A 17,997-nucleotide genomic window follows, 5' to 3' on the forward strand; every position below is an offset into this window, starting at 1 on the left:
GACTCTCGTCGTTCAGGGAGCGGGGGCAGACGGCGGTGGTGGGGCGGACCGGTCAGGCGTGGAAGGGCAGACCGGCGTCGGCGGCCAGCTCCAGGTCGTCGGCGTCGGGCGGTGGCAGCAGCGTCGCCGTTCCGTCGGTGACCGGTACGACTCCGAGCTCCAGCAGCTCGGCCATGGCGGCGCCACCGGCCATGTCACGGACCTGGAGCTGGTAGCGCGCGGTGGTGCGGAAGGCGCCTCCGGCGTCGTCCCCGGTGCGCTGGAGGAAGCCCGAATCGGTGAGGAAGGCGACGGCCTTGCCGACGATGCCGGTGGTGGAACCGGCCAGCCTTCGGGCGTCCTTCGTGGCTCCGGTGGCGCTGCGCCGGGCGTAGATACGCCAGGCCGCCTCCAGTCCGGGGGCGTCGGTGGCCGGGTCGGTGTTGTCGCCCTGCTCCTCCGCGCGCTCCTCCAGCCGATGGCACGCCTGGCGTACGAACGAGTCGACGCCGTTGACGGTGATCCGGCCGATGTACGCGTCGTCGGCGAGGTCCTCGGGACGGGGGAAGGCCATCGCGGCGACGGCGAGGTGTGCGAGGCCGTGCAGGAACCGGTCGGCGGAGTCGGACGACGCGCGACGGGCGTAGTCGCCCATGCGGACGGCGAAGACCGAGTCCTCACCGGCGGTGACGGCCATCCCGGCGCGGGTGGACACCTCCAGCACGACCAGGCCGAGTCCGGTCGCCACGGCGTCGGCGAGCCGGGCGAAAGCGGGCTCCTCCCGGTAGCGACGGAGCAGTTCGGCGTATTCGGCGTCACGTGCGGGCAGCAGTTTGGGCTGGAGCCCGAAGGCGACGAGCCGGGCGGCGTCGGCCGCGTCGGCCGGGGTGACGGGTGCGGTGGCGGCGGGCCCGGCCGGGTCCGCACAGGCCGTGCTCTCGGTCGCGTACGCGGCGGTCGGCTCGCTCCACGCGTCGGCGTGCTGTGCGCGGTGGTCGCTCACGACTGTCGCTCCTTGCTGCGGAAACTCTTCGGTACGGGGTGGACGGGGTGGACGGCGCCGGCTCTCGCCCCCTCCGTCCCGAGCGGCGCGGCTCCGGCCGGTCCACCGGCAAGGCGGCGACGCTCCGGGACGAGGTGCGCCGGCCGGATCGGCGACTCGTGCGCCTCCTGCGGCGCGCCCCTCATGACGCCTCCGAGCGGTCCGCGGCCATCCCGGCCGCGTCCAGCAGGGCCGTACCCACTATCAGGTCCGCACCGCCGAACTCCGGGTCGTCGAGCTGTGTCCCGTCGTCGACGGAGAACAACAGACGCTGCTCGCCCTGCCGGTAGGCGGTGCCGACCGGCGGGCTCGCGGCGTGCACCGCGAGCAGGGCGACCAGATACGGCAGTTCGGGGTCGCGGCGCCGGGCCTCGGCGAGGAGTCCGGAGAGCCGGCGCGGGGCGTCGTGCTCCAGATCCAGGAGTTCCATGGCGCTCGCGAGCTGCTCCTCGCTGAACCTGCTGTCGTCCGGAGTGGCGATCAGGTCGGGTTCGGGCATCTCGGCGCCCAGGTGCTCGCGTTCCAGGGGTGGTGTGAGCAGCATGTCGACGAGGTCGCCCACCCGCACCGAGGTGGGGGTGCGCAGTCCGGTGCCGTGGGCGAAGAAGGCGTCCGTGACACGGATGGCGTGTTCGACGGGGAGCGGGAGCAGCGGGCCGACCAGCTGACCGTACAGATCGAGGCCGGTGCGGGCCGCAGGCGTGGCGAACGCCTGCCGGTCCTGTTCGGCGCGGAACAGCGGTCCGGCTTCCAGCAGCCGGGACTGCAGCTGGGTGTGGCGGCGGATGCAGTCCTTGACGATGTCCACGAGCTCGGCGGCGCGCCGCTTGTGCTCGGGCTCCTCCGCCTCGTCGCGCGCCTTGCGGATGTTGGTGAGGATCGCGTTCTCGTGGCGGTAGCGGTCGGCGACGTGGTCGAGCGCTTCGGCGATCATGTCGGGTACGGCGTTGAGCCAGTCGACGGCCCGGACGTTGCGCCGGGTGGCCTCCAGCGTCTTGCGCAGGGTCTCCGCGTACTGCACGGTGCGGTAACGGGCCTGCTCGGCGGCGAGCTGTGCGTCCGCGAGGCGGCCCCGGCTGATGAGGACCTCCAGCTTCACCTCGGCGGCGATCTGGGCGCTGGTGACGTCCGTGTCGAGGGCTCCGACCAGGACGTTGACCGCTTCGTCGGTGGCCCGGAGAAAGACGGTGCCGCCGTGCCCCGGGACCTCTTCGATCAGCTTGAAGTCGTAATCGCGGCGAACATATACCCCATCAGGGCCGAAAGTGCCGTACACCGCACGGAATCCACGGTCGACGCTGCCGACATTGATCAGGTTCTCCAGCACCCAGCGGGCGACCCGCTCGTGCTCGACGGCCGGGCGGTCCGGAGCCTGGGCGGCGACGCGGGGAAGGACCCTGGTCACTATCTGGTCGTGGTCGGCACCCGTGTCGAAGTCCATGTTGAGGGTGACGAGGTCGATGGCGGCGAGCGCGATCTCGGCCATCGTGTAGATCGTGTACTCACCGGCCAGATTCGCCTTGCGCACATCGAGGTCGTGCAGCGGCGCCGTGCAGGCGAGCGCTCGCAGCCGCCGCGAGAGCCCCTCGTCGGCGGCCGGGCCCGGGGCGGGCCGCGGCCCCGCGCTGAGCTGGGGCGCAGCGTTGTCCGTGTAGGCAGGCGAAGTCACGCTGCACAGATTAGGTCCTCGGACCGACAACGGTCGAAACGGCGCAGAAGCGACCCGTTGCCGGAAGTGCGCAGACGGCAACCTCACCCTTGTTCGGCAAGGCGCCCGGGACGGCCGTCCGGGGCCGGATCCGGGGCTCCGTAGCCCCCGCCGCCCGGTGTGCGGAGCACGAGTACGTCCCCTCGCCGCAGGTCGGCCGTGTCACAGCCTCGCAGCGGCGTGACGGTCCGGCCGTCCGCGCGCTCGACGTACTGCTCGCCCGCGGCGCCGGGTTCGCCGCCCGCCATTCCGTAGGGCCGGACCCGGCGGTGTCCGCAGAGCAGCGCCACCGTGACGGGTTCGAGAAAACGGATGCGCCGCTCCACGCCGCAACCGCCGTGCCAGCGCCCCGCGCCCCCGCTGCCGTCCCGTACCCGGAAGCTCTCCAGCAGCACGGGGTAGCGCCATTCGAGGACTTCGGGGTCGGTGAGACGGGAGTTGGTCATGTGGGTCTGCACGGCGTCCGCGCCGTCGAAGCCGTCGCCCGCGCCCGATCCGCTCGCCACGGTCTCGTAGTACTGGACCCGTTCGTTGCCGAAGGTGAGGTTGTTCATGGTTCCCGAACCCTCTGCCTGGATGCCGAGCGCCGCGTACAGGGCGCCGGTGACGGCCTGGGACGTCTCCACGTTTCCCGCGACGGTGGCCGCCGGATGGACGGGGGCGAGCATGGAGCCCTGCGGAATTCTGACCTCCAGGGGCTTGAGGCAGCCGCTGTTGAGCGGGATGTCGTCGGCGACCAGGGTCCGGAAGACGTACAGCACGGCCGCCATGACCACGGATGTCGGCGCGTTGAAGTTCCCCGGCTGCTGCGGTGAGGTGCCGGTGAAGTCGACGACCGCACCGCGCGTGGCCCGGTCCACGGTGAGGGCGACCTCGATGACCGCGCCGTTGTCGGTCTCGTAGCGGTAGCTGCCGTCGCGCAGTTCGGCGATGATCCGGCGGACGGACTCCTCGGCGTTGTCCTGTACGTGTCCCATGTACGCGGCGACCGCCTCCGGGCCGAACTGCTCCACCATGCGGCGCAGTTCGGCGATGCCCTTCTCGTTCGCGGCGATCTGGGCGCGCAGGTCGGCGAGGTTGGTGTCCGGGTCGCGGGAGGGGTGGGCGGCACCGGTGAGCAGCTCGCGCGTCTCGGCCTCGCGGAGCCTGCCGTCCCGTACCAGCAGCCAGTTGTCGAAGAGCACCCCCTCCTCGTGGATGGTGCGGCTGAAGGCGGGCATCGAGCCGGGGGTGATGCCGCCGATCTCGGCGTGGTGTCCGCGTGAGGCGACGAGGAAGCGGAGCCGGGGTCCTTCGTCACCGCGCTCGTCGAACACGGGTGTCACCACGGTCACATCGGGCAGGTGCGTGCCCCCGTGGTAGGGATCGTTGATGGCGTACACGTCGCCGGGCCGCATCGCTCCGCCGTTGCGCCGGAGCACCTCCTTGATGGACTCCCCCATCGAGCCGAGGTGGACGGGAATGTGCGGGGCGTTGGCGATCAGATTGCCCTCCGCGTCGAAAAGGGCACAGGAGAAGTCGAGCCGCTCCTTGATGTTGACGGAGTGTGCCGTGTTCTCCAGTCGCACGCCCATCTGTTCGGCGATCGACATGAAGAGGTTGTTGAAGATCTCCAGCATGACGGGGTCGACGCGGGTACCGACGGCCGTCCGGTCCGGGCGCGGGCGGACGCGGGTGAGCAGGAGATGCCCGGTGTCGGCGCGGATGGCCTGCCAGCCGGGGTCGACGACGGTGGTGGCATCCGCCTCCGCGATGACCGCGGGGCCGGTCACGGTGGCCGCGGGGCGCAGTTCCTCACGTCGGTGGAGCGGGGTCTGCTGCCATCGGCCTTCCGCGAACATCCTTACGGTGTCGTGGGGTCGGGGCGGTGAGCTCGCACGAGGAGCACGGTCGGCCGGGCCCGGTGCGTACCGCCCCGCCGTTCCGGTCGCCTCGACCGACACCGCCTCGACGACCAGGGGCTTGTCCATGGTGAAGGCGTAGCGTGCGCGGTGCTGCGCGGTGAACGCCTCGGCCATGGCGGATGCGGTGTCCAGGTCGACGGACAGGCTGGAGTCCGTACCGGCGTAGCGCAGGAGGACCCGGGCATGGGTGCTGATCGCGCTGTCGGGGACGGCGTCGGCCCGCAGTTCGGCGCGGGTGCGGGCGGCGAGTTCGTCGCAGAGTCCGCCGAGCCGGGTCCACGTCGCCCCGTTCAGTTCCGCCTCCACGGACTGTTCGCGCATGGCGGTGGCGTCGGCGAGACCGATGCCGTACGCGGACAGCACACCGGCCAGGGGCGGTACGAGGACGGTGTCGATGCCCAGGGCGTCGGCGACGGCGCAGACGTGCTGGCCTCCGGCGCCGCCGAAGCCCGTCAGGGCGTAGCGGGTGATGTCGTGCCCCCGCTGCACGGAGATCTTCTTGACCGCGTTGGCCATGTTGAGCACGGCGATCTCCAGGAATCCGGCGGCGACCTCGGCAGCCGTGCGCCGTGTTCCGGTGGCACGCGCCACGTCCTCGGCGAGCGCGTCGAAGCGTTCGCGGACGAGGTCCGCGTCGAGGGGGAGGTCGCCGTCCGGTCCGAAGACGGCGGGGAAGTGTGCGGGCTGGACCCGGCCGAGCATCACATTGGCGTCGGTGACTGTCAGCGGCCCGCCACGGCGGTAGCAGGCCGGGCCGGGAACCGCGCCCGCGGAGTCGGGGCCCACCCGGTAGCGATGGCCGTCGAAGTGCAGGACGGAGCCGCCGCCGGCCGCGACGGTGTGGATGTTCATCATGGGGGCGCGCATCCGCACACCGGCGACCTGGGTGCCGAGTTCGCGTTCGAACGCGCCCGCGTAGTGCGACACGTCGGTGGATGTGCCACCCATGTCGAAGCCGATGACCCGGTCGAATCCGGCCTGTTCGGACGTACGGGCCATGCCGACCACACCACCGGCGGGACCGGAGAGCACCGCGTCCTTGCCCCGGAAGTGGGAGGCCTCGCGCAGTCCGCCGTTGGACTGCATGAACATCAGCCGGATGCCCTTGAGTTCGCGGGCGACCTCGTCGACGTACCTGCGCAGGATCGGCGAGAGGTAGGCGTCGACGACGGTGGTGTCACCGCGTGGCACGAGCTTGATCAGCGGGCTCACTTCGTGCGAGCAGCTGACCTGGGTGAAGCCCGCCTCGCGGGCCACGGCTGCCACGGCGCTCTCGTGCGCGGGGTGGCGGTAGCCGTGCATCAGGACGACGGCCGCGCTGCGCAGACCGTCGGCCCGCGCGGCCTTGAGCCGCTCGGCCACCGCTTCCCGGTCCAGCGGGGTCACGACCCCGCCGCGGGCGTCGATCCGTTCGGGGACCTCGATCACCCGCTCGTACACGGCCTCGGGCAGCAGGATCCGGCGGTCGAAGAGCCTCGGCCTGTTCTGGTAGGCGATGCGCAGAGCGTCCCGGAAGCCTTCCGTGATGACCAGGACGGTCGGTTCGCCGTGCCGCTCCAGCAGGGCGTTGGTGGCGACCGTCGTGCCGATCTTCACCGTGCCGACCCGGTCGGCGGGGACCGGGTCGGCGGGGCCGAGGCCGAGCAGGCCCCGGATGCCGGCCACGGCGGCGTCGCGGTAGCGGTCCGGGTCGTGGGAGAGCAGCTTGCGGGTGACCAGGTGTCCGTCGGGGTCCCGCCCCACGACATCGGTGAACGTCCCGCCACGGTCGATCCAGAAGTCCCAGCGTCCGCTCATCCCCCCATACTGGCCCGTTCCACGGGCGACGGGCCAGGCGGCACGGGCGGCTCCCCGGTGACGCACGGTCGTGGAACGCCGCACCGCTCATGCCCGTGCCTCCGCGATCCCGCCCAGGTACGGCACGCCGTGCGCGGCCAGGAACGCGGCCACCGAGCGGTCCCAGCCGAAGAGTTCGGCCCGTCGTCTCGCCATGGCCCGGCGCTCGTCCTGCGGGCGCCCGAGCAACTCCCGTACCGCGGCGGCGAACGCCTCTCCCGTGTCCGGGGCAGCGCTCGCCCCTTCCGTGTCCGGGGCAGCGCTCGCCCCTTCGCACCGCGCGCCCCCGACGCGCGCCGCTGTGCGTACCCGGGTCAGACCGCCGGGGTGTCGGGCCCGATCCTGCTGCGTACCGCCGTCTGCACCTCTGCCTCCTCGGCCGGGTCGGCAGCCAGCCGGCGCAGTCGCTCGGCGACCCTGATGTCGCCGGTCTCCGCATGGAGTGCGGCGACCTCACGGGTGGTCTCCTCGCAGTCCCACAGGCATTCGACGGCGAAGCCGGTGGCGAAGGAGGGGTCGGTCGCGGCCAGTGCGCGGGCCGCCCGTCCGCGCAGATGCGAGGAGGACGTCTCCCGGTAGACATGGCGCAGCACGGGGGCGGCACAGGCGATGCCCAGTCGGCCCGTTCCGTCGACGAGGGTCCACAGGCGTGGGGCGTCCGGCCCCTCGCCCCTCACGGCCTCGCGGAGTGCGCCGAGGACCAGTGGGGCGTCCTGGGCCCCGCCCCGGCAGGCGAGCACACCGGCCGCGGAGGCACCGAGCGCGTCGGGCCGCCTGGCCCAGCGCCTGGCTCGGTCCACCGCCGCGTCACCGCACATCCGCTCGAAGGCGGCGACCGCCGCGTCGGCGACGGTGCGCGAGACGCTGACCGCGGCGGCCTCGATCAGGTCGAGCACAGCGGGATCCCTGGCCTCGGCAAGGTAGTGCAGCGCGGCGCAGCGGGCGCCGTCGGGGCCGCTGCGGGCGGCCTCGACGATCGCGGACCGGTCCTCGGGACCGGCGACGGCGGCGAGGCAGCGCGCGGCCGGGACATGGAGGACACTGCCGCGTTCGATTCCCTGCTGGGCCCAGTCGAAGACGGCCTGGACGCTCCAGCCGGGACGGGGGCCGCCGGGCCGCATCTGCCGCTGCCAGCGGTCGAAGGAGCCCTGTTCCGAGGCAGCCCTGATCCTGGCCCCGACCGCTTCGCGCGGGTCGTCGGCCCAGAGCCGCCAGGGGCGGGGCTCGAAGGCGTCCCGTACGGCCGCAGCCAGCTCGGCGGCGCCGTCCTCGGTGTCCGGGAACCGGCCGAGCACGGGTACGGCGAGGGCGCGCAGCCCCGCGTCGTCGTCGCGCAGGGCGAGCTCGTCCAGGGCCCAGGCCCAGTTGGTCCCGGTGGCGGCGTACCGCCGCAGCAGGGCCAGCGCGTCGTCCCGTCCGTACGAGGCGAGGTGGCCGAGCACGGCGAGGGCCAGCCCCGTGCGGGAGTCGTCGGTGTCGAGGTGGTCGTCGGGATCGCACAGGTGGCGCTCGATCTCCTCGATGCCGCCGTCGAGGTCGAGATACAGGCGTGCGTAGTAGAGCGAGCGGTTCTCCACCTGCCAGTCGTGGCGCGGATCGCTCAGGACGCAGTGGTTGAGAGCCGCCAGGGCCTCGGGGCGTGGTGCGGCGAGTGCGTGGAGCGTGCCGTCGCCACGGCCCCTCTGCAGCAGGCCGAGCAGGGTGCCGCTCGGCGCTATGAACGGATCAAACATGGAAAAAGCCTCACATCAAGCTGTCGACGCAACCGGGACTGTGCAGTTCCAAGTGCCGGGTGGGGCACTACGCCGCGCAGCAACATGATCGGCCGACCGCCGTCTTCTGCTTGGTGTAGACCATCTTCCTCTGCCTCTCGTCCGTGGCCCGAACCGGGCCCGAGACGTCATGATGACCCAGCCATTTCGCCACCGCGACCACATTTACGGCGTACCCGGTCAGCGGGCGCCGAAGAGTTCCAGCAGGTCGGCCTTGCCGAACATGCGCGCGGTGTCCAGCGCGGAGGGTGTTCCGGACGCCGGGTCGGCCCCTGCGGCGAGCAGCGCCTCGATCACCGCACCCTCGCCCTTGAAGACGGCTCCGGCGAGCGGCGTCTGCCCCCGGTCGTTGGCCCGGTCCGGGTCGGCGCCGCGGGCGACGAGGGCGGTGACCGCGGCGGCGTGACCGTGATAGGCGGCCAGCATCACCAGCGAGTCGCCGCGGTCGTTGGTCAGGTTCGCGGGGACTCCGGCGTCGACATACGCGGCGAGTGTGTCCGTCTCCCCCCGGCGGGCCAGGTCGAAGACCTTCGTCGCCAGCTCGACCACCTCGGGATCGGGGGTTTCACTCATCGGACGGACCGCCTTCCATTATCCGGTTTCACCACTGTTGACCTGCCGGGCCGTACGCCGTGGGGGCCGTACGAGTGAACCGACAGGGTACTGCCCGGCCGCGCACATGGCCCGGCCCGCCCGAGGCAGAGGATCACATCCCGCGACGGCGGCGGAACACGCGGCTCCGCATGTTCCGTCACCCCGGCACCCCGACGACAACCCTTGTCGGCCAATCCAGTGAAAATACAGACTTTTCACTCGAATGCGGCTTTTATCGTATAGATACTTCTGGTGAACCTGGAAGGACTCATGGTGACTGTCCCCCCAACCAGGAGAACTTCTCATGATCCTGTCCATGTCAGGCGTAGTCATCCTCGGCATCATCGTCTTCCTGTTCTTCAGGAAGGACGGCCTCAAGGCGTCGCACGCCCTCGTCACTGCCCTGTTCGGCTTCTACCTGGCGGGCACCGCCATCGCCCCGAGCATCACGGCGGGCGGCGCGAGTCTCGCCGGCCTCCTGGGCGGGATCAAGTTCTGACCCCCCGCGACCGCTCCCACCCCTTCAGGAGACCGACGTGGCCCGGCGACCACTCCCCCGCATTCTGAGCAGCGGCAGCGCCCCGATCGCTCGCAGTCGCGAGTACGCGCGCACGGCCACCGACAACGCCACCGACGTCCTCCATCCGCTGATCACGATCACTCGTGGTCTGCGGCTGCTCGCCGGTGCCGGACGGCAGAAGTGGGCCGCGACGCCCAAGGACAAGCGTGGCCCGGCGCTGTTCTCCGTCGCGGCCTGCCTGCTCGTCGTCGCGACGATCCCGTACGGGTCCGTGATCACCCTGGTCGCGGTGATGGGTGCCGCCGCGTGGAAGGGGCGGGAGCGCACCCCTGTGAAGACCGGTCCCGGCGAGGCCGAGACCGGGCGGCTCCGGTCGCTGTACGAAGCACTCGTGCCGTACTTCTCCGTGGCCGAGGACCCGAGCCCGCTGTTCTCCCACGGCGGTGACTGGGACAAGGCCTTCAGCGAATACGAGTTCGACGGCGACGGGCGCCTGACGCGTCTCCGGGTGACGTACCCCGCCTACTTCACCGACAGCGAGGCCGCCTCCCGCGGCAGGATCGAGCGGCTGCTGCACGCGAAGTCGGGCCGCGGCCGGGAGTACCACTTCGCCTGGAACGAGGAGGGCAATCAACTCGTCATGACCGTGCTCGACGCCCTGCCCACCTCGATCGGGGCCCAGCGCTTCGTCACCGCACCCGGTGAGACCGTGCTGGGGTTCACGGACGGCGACGCGGTGCAGCGCACCGTTCCCGTGCACGACGGCGACACGACCCGCGACGCGCCACCGGTCGTCTGGCGGACGGGGGCCCGCTCCACCGAGCCGCATCTGCTGGCCGTGGGGCAGCCCGGCAGCGGCACCACCACACTGATGCGCGCCATCGCCCTGCAGGCCCTCCAGCACGGCGACATCCTGATCATCGAAGGCAGCGGGACCGGCGAGTACGCCTGCCTGACCGGACGCGACGGCGTGCTGGCCGTGGAGTGCGGGCTGGCCGGCGCACTGGCGACCCTGGAGTGGGCGGCCCACGAGACGGAGCGGCGACTGATCGCCGCGAACCGGGCACGGCAGTCCGGCCACCCCGCCCCCGACGACATCAGACGCCCGCTCTGGATCCTGCTGGACCGGCCCGGCGTCCTCGGCCATCTGGCGGCGGCCGACGGCAGACCGGACCCCCAGGAACTGCTCCAGGTGCCGCTGCGGCACGGCAGGGCGGCCAACGTCACCGTGGTCATGACCGACCAGTTCGACAGCCTGGACGCCCTCGGCGAGACCGTACGGACCCATACCCGGGCCCGGGTCGTCCTCGGCCACTGCTCCCGCGACCAGGTCGAGTCGGTGCTCGGCGTGGAGCCGCACACCACCCCGACGCCGGACGTCCCGCCCGGCCGGGGGTACGCACGGCTCGGCACCGGTCCCGTGCTGCGGCTCCAGGTTCCGGCCACCCCCGACCCGTACGACGAGGCGACCAGTGAGGCGCAGCGGCAGGCGGTCCTCGGCCTGCTTCCCGGGCGGCAGGCGCCGGACGGGGCGGCCGTCGCGGTCGAGGCCGCCGAAGAGCCCGTGCCGGTCGTGAGCGTCCCGGACCCGGCGATGCCGCACCCCCCGACCGCGGCCGTCGCCGTCGAGTGCGTGAAGGTCGGCGACTGAACGGGGCGGGCGCGGGGGTGTACGGCCGACCCGGCCCGTCACCCCCGCGCCCCCGCCGGTCAGGCGACGAACGTCCTCGGCGCCTCCACCCCCGCGCCCGCCCCCGAACCCACCAGCCGCGCCGCCGCCGCGAGCCGCGCCGCCGCCTCGTCCGCGACCGGCCCGCCGACCGTGAACGGCAGCCGCACATACCCCTCGAAGGCGCCGTCGACACCGAACCGGGGTCCGGAGGGCACGCGTACGCCTACCCGCTCCCCCGCCACCGCGAGACGGGAACCGGAGAGTCCGCCCGTGCGCACCCAGAGCGTCAGCCCGCCGCGCGGAACGGAGAACTCCCAGTCCGGCAGCTCCCGGCGGAGGGCGGCGACGAGCGAGTCCCGGTTGTCCCGCGCCTGTTCACGGCGGACCTGCACGGCCTCCTCCCAGCCTCCGGTGCGCATCAGCCAGTTGACGGCGAGCTGCTCCAGGACGGGCGTCCCCATGTCGGCGTAGGCGCGGGCGGCCACCAGGCTGCGGATCACATCGGGGGCCGCGCGCACCCAGCCGATCCGCATGCCGGCCCAGAAGGCCTTGCTCGCCGATCCGACGGTGAGCACGGTGGAGCCCGCCGGATCGAAGGCGCAGACCCGGCGCGGCATCTGCACGTCGGGGTCGAGATACAGCTCGTTCATGGTCTCGTCGACGACCAGGACCGTACCGGCGGAACGGGCGGCCTCCACCAGATCGCGCCGCCGGTCCTCGTCGGCCAGCGCACCGGTGGGGTTGTGGAAGTCGGCGACGACATAGGCCAGCCGCGGCGCCGCGTCACGCAGGACCTGCCGCCACCGGTTCATGTCCCAGCCGCCGAGCCCCTCCTCCATCGCCACCGGCACCAGCCGGGCACCCGCCTCCCGCATCAGCTGCAGGATGTTGGCGTAGCTGGGGGACTCCACCGCGATCCGCTCGCCGCGGCCCGCGAAGAGGTGACAGATCGCGTCGATCGCGCCCATCGCACCGGTGGTGACCATGATCTGTTCGGGCATGGTCGGGATGCCGCGGCCGGTGTAGCGGTCGGCGATCATCTGCCGCAGCGCGGGCAGACCTGCCGGGTAGTCGCCGTGGGTGTGGGCGTACGGTGCGAGCTCCCCCAGGGCTCCCTGGACCGCCCGGGTCAGCCACGGTTCGGGGGCGGGCAGCGAGGCGCAGCCCAGATCGATCATCGAACCGAGCGACTCCGGGGGAAGCGGTTCGAGGCCGCGTGCGGGCAGCGGGTTGCCCGCGGGCACGGCGGTCCAGCTGCCGGCCCCCCGGCGGGATTCCAGGAACCCTTCGGTCCGCAGCGCCTCGTACGCCGCGGCGACGGTCGTGCGGCTGACGGACAGCGCGAGCGCCAGTTCGCGCTCGGCGGGGAGCCGGGCGGCGACCGGCACCCGGCCTTCGAGGACGAGCAGACGCACCCCGTCGGCCAGCGCGCGATACGCGGGCGGCCGGCGAGCACCCGGTACGGCGGACCGGGACTGTTGGGCCTGGAGCTGCCGGGCGAGCTGTGCCGCGCCGACCGCCGAAGTCCACTGCGCCATGAAAATCAGTCCACCTTCCTCGGATTGGCCATAGTTGGCAGCCAATCCCCTGCCACAGAGTGACATGCGCCGGTCCACTACCACCACATCAGGGGGGCACCTCTTGTCCATCACGCCCGTCCCTCGCGGGGCGCACGTCACACGCAGGCTCATCCAGCTGTACGTCGGCCTCGCGCTGTACGGGGCGAGTTCGGCGCTCCTGGTCCGCGCCGGCCTCGGTCTCGAACCCTGGGGGGTGCTGCATCAGGGGCTCGCGGAGCGCACCGGGGTGTCCATCGGGGTCGTATCGATCATCGTCGGCGCCGTCGTTCTGCTGCTGTGGATACCGATCAGGCAGCGCCCCGGCCTCGGCACCGTCTCCAACGTCTTCGCCGTGGGCATCGCCATGGACGGCACCCTCGCGCTCGTACCGGATGTGCACGGCCTCGCCGCACGGATCGCCGTGATGGTCGCGGGCATCGCGGTCAACGGTGTCGCGACGGGGCTGTACATCGCCGCGCGCTTCGGCCCGGGACCGCGCGACGGGCTCATGACCGGCCTGCATCTGCGTACCGGCCGCTCCATCCGGCTCGTCCGCACCCTGATCGAGGTGGCGGTCGTGGTCACCGGCTTCGTGCTCGGCGGCTCCCTCGGCGCGGGCACGGTGCTGTACGCCCTGACCATCGGCCCGCTCGCCCAGTTCTTCCTGCGTTTCTTCGCCATCGGCGGAAAGCCGGCCGTGGAGCCGGCCGCCGCGTCCGGCGAGAGCGCCACCGACGGCTGCGGGCCGGACGGCGGCGACGCCGCCGTCACCGCCCGGACACCGGATCGAGTCATACTGCCGAAGTGACCTCCGTACGCCACCCCTACCTGGACCATCCCGCGACGATCCCCTTCGCGCACCGCGGCGGTGCGGCGGGCGGGATCGAGAACACGACGGCCGCGTTCCGCCGGGCCGCCGACGCCGGGTACCGCTACTTCGAGACCGATGTGCACACCACGGCGGACGGCCGCCTGGTCGCCTTCCACGACAGCACTCTGGACCGGGTGACGGACGCCCGGGGCCGGATGGCCGAGCTGCCGTGGAGCGAGGTGCGGCGGGCCAGGGTCGCCGGCCGGGAGCCGCTGCCGCTGTTCGAGGAGCTGCTGGAGACGTTCCCCGAGGCCCGCTGGAACGTCGACATCAAGGCCGAGTCCGCCCTGGTCCCGCTGATCGGTCTGATCCACCGGACGGATGCCTGGGACCGGGTGTGCGTCGGCTCGTTCTCGGAGGCCCGGGTGGCCAGGGCGCACCGCCTCGGCGGGCCCCGGCTGGCCACCTCCTACGGCGTGCGCGGCGTGCTCGGCCTGCGGCTGCGCTCGTACGGCATCCCGGCGGCCGTGCGCTCCGGCGCGGTGTGCGTGCAGGTGCCGGAGAGCCAGAACGGCATCAGGGTGGTCGACCGGCGCTTCGTGCGCGAGGCGCACGCACGCGGACTCCAGGTGCACGTCTGGACGGTGAACGAACCGGAGCGGATGGCAGCGCTCCTCGACCTCGGTGTGGATGGCATCATGACCGATCACATCGAGACGCTGCGCACGGTGCTGAGCGAGCGGGGGGCCTGGGCCTGACGCCGGCCGTGCGGGGTCTCCACGGGGAGAGACGAGGGGGTGCGCCTTGAGCGCCGACACCGCCGAGCCGACGGGACTCACGACGGGTTCCGCCGACGCCGCGAGCCGCAGACGCGAGCAGCGCGGCTGGTATTTCTACGACTTCGCCTGCTCCGTCTACTCGACGAGCGTGCTGACGGTGTTCCTCGGCCCCTATCTGACGTCGGTCGCCAAGGCGGCCGCCGACGCCGACGGTTTCGTCCATCCGCTCGGCATACCCGTGCGCGCCGGATCGCTCTTCGCCTACGCGGTCTCCGTGTCCGTCGTCGTCGCGGTGATCGTGATGCCGGTCGTGGGTGCCGCCGCGGACCGGACGGGGCGGAAGAAGCCGCTGCTCGCGGCCGCCGCCTACGTGGGCGCCGCCGCGACCACCGGCATGTTCTTCCTGGACGGTCACCGCTATCTGCTGGGCGCGTTCCTGCTGATCGTGGCGAACGCCTCGATCTCCGTGTCGATGGTGCTCTACAACGCCTATCTGCCGCAGATCGCCGAGCCCGACGAACGGGACGCGGTCTCCTCCCGCGGCTGGGCCTTCGGGTACACCTCGGGCGCCTTCGTCCTCGTCCTGAATCTGGTCCTGTACACGGGCCACGACTCCTTCGGCCTCTCCGAGTCCGACGCGGTGCGGATCTGTCTCGCGTCGGCCGGCGTGTGGTGGGGCGCCTTCACCGTCGTGCCGCTGCGCCGACTGCGCGACCGGCGGGTGACGCCGGGCGGCGAGGGGGCGGTCGGTTCGGGGTGGCGGCAGCTGCTGGCCACCCTGCGCGACATGCGCCGCCATCCGCTGACACTCTCGTTCCTGCTGGCGTATCTCGTCTACAACGACGGTGTGCAGACGGTGATCTCCCAAGCCTCGGTGTACGGCTCCGAGGAACTGGGGCTCGACCAGACGACGCTGATCACAGCCGTACTGCTGGTGCAGGTGCTGGCGGTGGCCGGAGCGCTGGCGATGGGCCGGCTGGCCCGGGTGTACGGCGCGAAGAGCACGATCCTCGGCTCGCTCGCCGTCTGGACGCTGATTCTCGTGGCCGGCTACTTCCTGCCCGCCGACGCACCGGTCTTCTTCTACGTGCTGGCCTCGGCGATCGGTCTGGTGCTCGGCGGCAGCCAGGCGCTGTCGCGCTCGCTGTTCTCCCATCTGGTCCCGCGCGGCAAGGAGGCCGAGTACTTCTCCGCGTACGAGATGAGCGACCGCGGACTGAGCTGGCTGGGACCGCTGGTGTTCGGTCTCGCGTATCAGCTGACCGGGAGCTACCGGGATGCGATCATCTCGTTGGTGATCTTCTTCGTGATCGGTTCCGTACTGCTCGCGAGGGTGCCTGTCCGGCAGGCCGTGGCGGCTGCGGGCAATCCCGTTCCGGAACGGATTTAGACGTTGAAGTGAAAGGCCGGTAGTGTACGCCTTTGGCCTGCCCGGAGGACCGTTACTGCGAGTGGGAGAAGCCGAACCGTTGGGTGACAACTTCTGCCAGATGTGACAAACCGGGCATCGGCGGGTACTTGAACCCTGGGAAACCTGAATAAGCAGCGGCACGACGGGCGACGCATGACCGGCAACGGGAATCTTTACCGCCGACCGGACGTTGACCGGATGACGACGACAGCGACACCTGTCCTGTGGGCGACAAGCCCGGGAGGCACGATTCATGAGTGAGCGAGCTCTCCGCGGCACGCGACTCGTGGTTACCAGCTACGAGACGGACCGCGGCATCGATCTGGCCCCGCGCCAGGCGGTGGAGTACGCATGCCAGAACGGACATCGATTTGAGATGCCGTTCTCGGTAGAGGCGGAAATTCCGCCGGAGTGGGAGTGCAAGGCGTGCGGCGCCATGGCACTCCTGGTGGACGGGGATGGCCCCGAGGAGAAGAAGGGCAAGCCTGCGCGTACGCACTGGGACATGCTCATGGAGCGGCGCACACGCGAGGAGCTGGAGGAGGTGCTGGCCGAGAGGCTGGCGGTTCTGCGCTCCGGAGCCATGAACATCGCCGTGCATCCGCGGGACAGCAGGAAGTCTGCCTGACCGCAGGGCATCGCAGCGCGAGAGGGCCGCGGGCTGTGACACACCGAGTGTGTGTCGCAGCCCGCGGCTCTGTCGTGTCGCGGGTGGTCCTCAGGGGGTCAGCGGCGGCCGGGGGCCCTCGTCGGGACGGGAACCCGGCTGTGCACCGTCCTGACGGATGACCTCACCCTGCACGACCTTTCCGTCCGGCCGGTGAATCCTGGCCTGCTGGAAGGCGTCGGAGAGGCTGCCGGGGGTCGCCGCACGCATCCGGCGTTCCAGCGACCGCTCCGCGTACCGGCCCAGCGCCGAACGGACCGGCGGCACCAGCAGCAGGAGCCCCGCGACGTCGGAGATCAGCCCCGGGATCATCAGCAGCAGCCCGCCGAGCATCAGGAAGCCATTGCCCCTGCTTCCCTGGGGCCCGGTCTGCGGAGCGGCGGCCCCGGGCTGCCCCGGCATCCGCTGGAGCGTCTCGGTGAGATTGCGGAAGGCCCGGCGGCCGGCCCGCTTCATCACCGCAGCCCCGAGCACGATCCCCGCGACCAGAAGCAGCAGCACGGTGAAACCGCCCGCCGCGTCGGCCACGACGGTGAGCAGCCAGATCTCCAGCACCGCCCAGGCGGCGATGGCGAGGGGGATGAAGGTGCGGGCGCGAGAGCGCCTCGGGGCGGTCGGGGGCGGTGTGCTGCCGGTCGTCATGGTCCCCAGTGTGCCCGTACCCGCGTCCGAGCGGCGTATGGGGGTGATCACGAGCGGCGGACCGGAGCCCGCCGCCCCCGCCGGATCAGGTCGCCTTGCGGCCGAGGACCCGGTTCGTACGGGAGGCGACCCCCCACGAGGTGACCCGCCAGAGCGCCTCGACCAGGATGTCGCGGCTCATCTTCGAGTCGCCGACCTCACGGTCGACGAAGGTGATCGGAACCTCGACGACGTGATATCCGGCATCGATGGCACGGCGGGCCAGGTCGACCTGGAAGCAGTAGCCCTGCGAGGCGACCCGGTCGAGACCGATTCCCTGCAGGGTCTCGGCGCGGAAGGCCCGGTACCCACCGGTGACGTCCCTGGTCTGCAGGCCGAGGAGGAGCCGGGAGTACGTGCTGCCGCCACGGGAGATCATTTCGCGGGACTTGGGCCAGTTGACCACGCGTCCGCCCGGCACCCAGCGGGAGCCCAGCACCAGGTCCGCGCCCTTGAGCGCGGTGAGCAGCCGGGGCAGTTCCTCGGGCTGGTGGGAGCCGTCGGCGTCCATCTCCACGAGCACGCCGTAACCGTGCTCGATGCCCCAGTCGAACCCCGCGAGGTAGGCCGCGCCCAGCCCTTCCTTGCCCTTGCGATGCAGCACCTGGACCTGACTGTCCGCGGAGGCGAGCTCGTCGGCGATCTTGCCCGTGCCGTCGGGGCTGTTGTCGTCGGCGACCAGGATGTCGGCTTCCGGCACAGCGGCGCGCACCCGGCTGACGATCGGCTTGATGTTCTCGGCCTCGTTGTAGGTCGGAATGATCACCAAGGTTCTGCCCAGCGGGCCGTATCGCCTCTGACCGCCGTCGTTCACTTACTGCCCCTTAAGTCCGTACGCAGGTGCACACCATATCCAGCGCGCGGGGGCCCGTTGCCGACACGGTCGGCCGGGAACGGGCACCGCCGCGGACAGATGGAGGGAAGTGCGGACAGACTCCCTGGGGGGAACGACGGGAACTACGGATGGGGGCCCAGCGCCCTTCGGGCCGACCTGGGACCCGCTGGCTGCGGATCGACCTAGAGCCGTTGTCTACTGAACGTCCGGGCCCCACCCGGGTCGCA

General features: G+C 71.7%; 14 protein-coding genes. 6 read left to right on the forward strand and 8 right to left on the reverse strand.

The window, feature by feature from the left end; genetic code table 11:
• Positions 1–52 precede the first annotated feature (52 nt).
• From ACIQCZ_RS35205 to ACIQCZ_RS35225, 5 genes are all read right to left on the reverse strand, one after another.
• Entirely contained in the window at positions 53–982 is a 930-nt protein-coding gene (locus ACIQCZ_RS35205) for a hypothetical protein (protein ID WP_376281685.1), read from the reverse strand.
• 181 nt (positions 983–1,163) lie between these two features.
• Positions 1,164–2,690, reverse strand: coding sequence for a hypothetical protein (locus tag ACIQCZ_RS35210; protein ID WP_402288830.1), 1,527 nt, complete (start codon positions 2,688–2,690; stop codon positions 1,164–1,166).
• Positions 2,691–2,773: 83 nt separating this feature from the next.
• Complete coding sequence (locus ACIQCZ_RS35215; protein WP_402288832.1) at positions 2,774–6,430, reverse strand: hydantoinase B/oxoprolinase family protein; 3,657 nt, start codon at positions 6,428–6,430, stop codon at positions 2,774–2,776.
• A 353-nt stretch (positions 6,431–6,783) separates the two neighbouring features.
• Entirely contained in the window at positions 6,784–8,202 is a 1,419-nt protein-coding gene (locus tag ACIQCZ_RS35220) for a HEAT repeat domain-containing protein (protein WP_402288834.1), read from the reverse strand.
• Positions 8,203–8,421: 219 nt separating this feature from the next.
• Entirely contained in the window at positions 8,422–8,814 is a 393-nt protein-coding gene (locus ACIQCZ_RS35225) for an ankyrin repeat domain-containing protein (RefSeq protein ID WP_351083750.1), read from the reverse strand.
• A 325-nt stretch (positions 8,815–9,139) separates the two neighbouring features.
• Here ACIQCZ_RS35225 and ACIQCZ_RS35230 point away from each other — a divergent pair, with 325 nt between their 5' ends.
• Both ACIQCZ_RS35230 and ACIQCZ_RS35235 read left to right on the forward strand, forming a co-directional pair.
• Positions 9,140–9,334: a hypothetical protein gene (locus tag ACIQCZ_RS35230; RefSeq protein ID WP_018103962.1), complete on the forward strand. Its 195-nt coding sequence runs from the start codon at positions 9,140–9,142 to the stop codon at positions 9,332–9,334.
• Positions 9,335–9,371: 37 nt separating this feature from the next.
• Positions 9,372–11,006 (forward strand): hypothetical protein, encoded by a 1,635-nt coding sequence (locus ACIQCZ_RS35235; RefSeq protein WP_402288836.1) that lies wholly within the window; start codon positions 9,372–9,374, stop codon positions 11,004–11,006.
• Positions 11,007–11,065: 59 nt separating this feature from the next.
• On the opposite strand, the gene ACIQCZ_RS35240 is transcribed toward ACIQCZ_RS35235, so the two are convergent.
• Positions 11,066–12,565, reverse strand: coding sequence for a PLP-dependent aminotransferase family protein (locus ACIQCZ_RS35240; protein ID WP_402288837.1), 1,500 nt, complete (start codon positions 12,563–12,565; stop codon positions 11,066–11,068).
• 103 nt (positions 12,566–12,668) lie between these two features.
• Here ACIQCZ_RS35240 and ACIQCZ_RS35245 point away from each other — a divergent pair, with 103 nt between their 5' ends.
• From ACIQCZ_RS35245 to ACIQCZ_RS35260, 4 genes are all read left to right on the forward strand, one after another.
• Positions 12,669–13,394 carry a YitT family protein gene (locus ACIQCZ_RS35245; protein ID WP_402288840.1) on the forward strand — a complete coding sequence of 242 codons (726 nt, stop codon included), beginning with the start codon at positions 12,669–12,671 and terminating at the stop codon, positions 13,392–13,394.
• Entirely contained in the window at positions 13,391–14,155 is a 765-nt protein-coding gene (locus ACIQCZ_RS35250) for a glycerophosphodiester phosphodiesterase (protein WP_402288841.1), read from the forward strand. The genes ACIQCZ_RS35245 and ACIQCZ_RS35250 overlap by 4 nt, the downstream gene beginning before the upstream one ends.
• A 46-nt stretch (positions 14,156–14,201) precedes the next feature.
• Positions 14,202–15,566 (forward strand): MFS transporter, encoded by a 1,365-nt coding sequence (locus ACIQCZ_RS35255; protein WP_402288844.1) that lies wholly within the window; start codon positions 14,202–14,204, stop codon positions 15,564–15,566.
• Between the two features lie 274 nt (positions 15,567–15,840).
• Positions 15,841–16,215, forward strand: coding sequence for an RNA polymerase-binding protein RbpA (locus ACIQCZ_RS35260; protein ID WP_007262928.1), 375 nt, complete (start codon positions 15,841–15,843; stop codon positions 16,213–16,215).
• Positions 16,216–16,305: 90 nt separating this feature from the next.
• Here ACIQCZ_RS35260 and fxsA read toward each other — a convergent pair whose 3' ends face one another.
• Together fxsA and ACIQCZ_RS35270 are read right to left on the reverse strand one after the other, a co-directional pair.
• Complete coding sequence (gene fxsA, locus ACIQCZ_RS35265) at positions 16,306–16,896, reverse strand: FxsA family membrane protein (RefSeq protein ID WP_402288846.1); 591 nt, start codon at positions 16,894–16,896, stop codon at positions 16,306–16,308.
• A gap of 85 nt (positions 16,897–16,981) precedes the next feature.
• The gene (locus ACIQCZ_RS35270) at positions 16,982–17,749 is read right to left on the reverse strand and encodes a polyprenol monophosphomannose synthase (RefSeq protein ID WP_402288849.1); all 768 of its coding nucleotides are present in this window, start codon (positions 17,747–17,749) and stop codon (positions 16,982–16,984) included.
• Positions 17,750–17,997 lie beyond the last annotated feature (248 nt).

The organism is Streptomyces sp. NPDC093149 (genome assembly GCF_044754145.1).
Lineage (GTDB): Bacteria > Actinomycetota > Actinomycetes > Streptomycetales > Streptomycetaceae > Streptomyces.

What these genes read in the sequence shown, in the direction of transcription:
- ACIQCZ_RS35215 (WP_402288832.1), bottom strand. Translation starts at nt 6,430, where the DNA reads ATGAGCGGACGCTGGGACTTCTGGATCGACCGTGGCGGGACGTTCACC.
- ACIQCZ_RS35220 (WP_402288834.1), bottom strand. Translation starts at nt 8,202, where the DNA reads ATGTTTGATCCGTTCATAGCGCCGAGCGGCACCCTGCTCGGCCTGCTG.
- ACIQCZ_RS35225 (WP_351083750.1), bottom strand. Translation starts at nt 8,814, where the DNA reads ATGAGTGAAACCCCCGATCCCGAGGTGGTCGAGCTGGCGACGAAGGTC.
- ACIQCZ_RS35230 (WP_018103962.1), top strand. Translation starts at nt 9,140, where the DNA reads ATGATCCTGTCCATGTCAGGCGTAGTCATCCTCGGCATCATCGTCTTC.
- ACIQCZ_RS35240 (WP_402288837.1), bottom strand. Translation starts at nt 12,565, where the DNA reads ATGGCGCAGTGGACTTCGGCGGTCGGCGCGGCACAGCTCGCCCGGCAG.
- ACIQCZ_RS35260 (WP_007262928.1), top strand. Translation starts at nt 15,841, where the DNA reads ATGAGTGAGCGAGCTCTCCGCGGCACGCGACTCGTGGTTACCAGCTAC.
- fxsA (WP_402288846.1), bottom strand. Translation starts at nt 16,896, where the DNA reads ATGACGACCGGCAGCACACCGCCCCCGACCGCCCCGAGGCGCTCTCGC.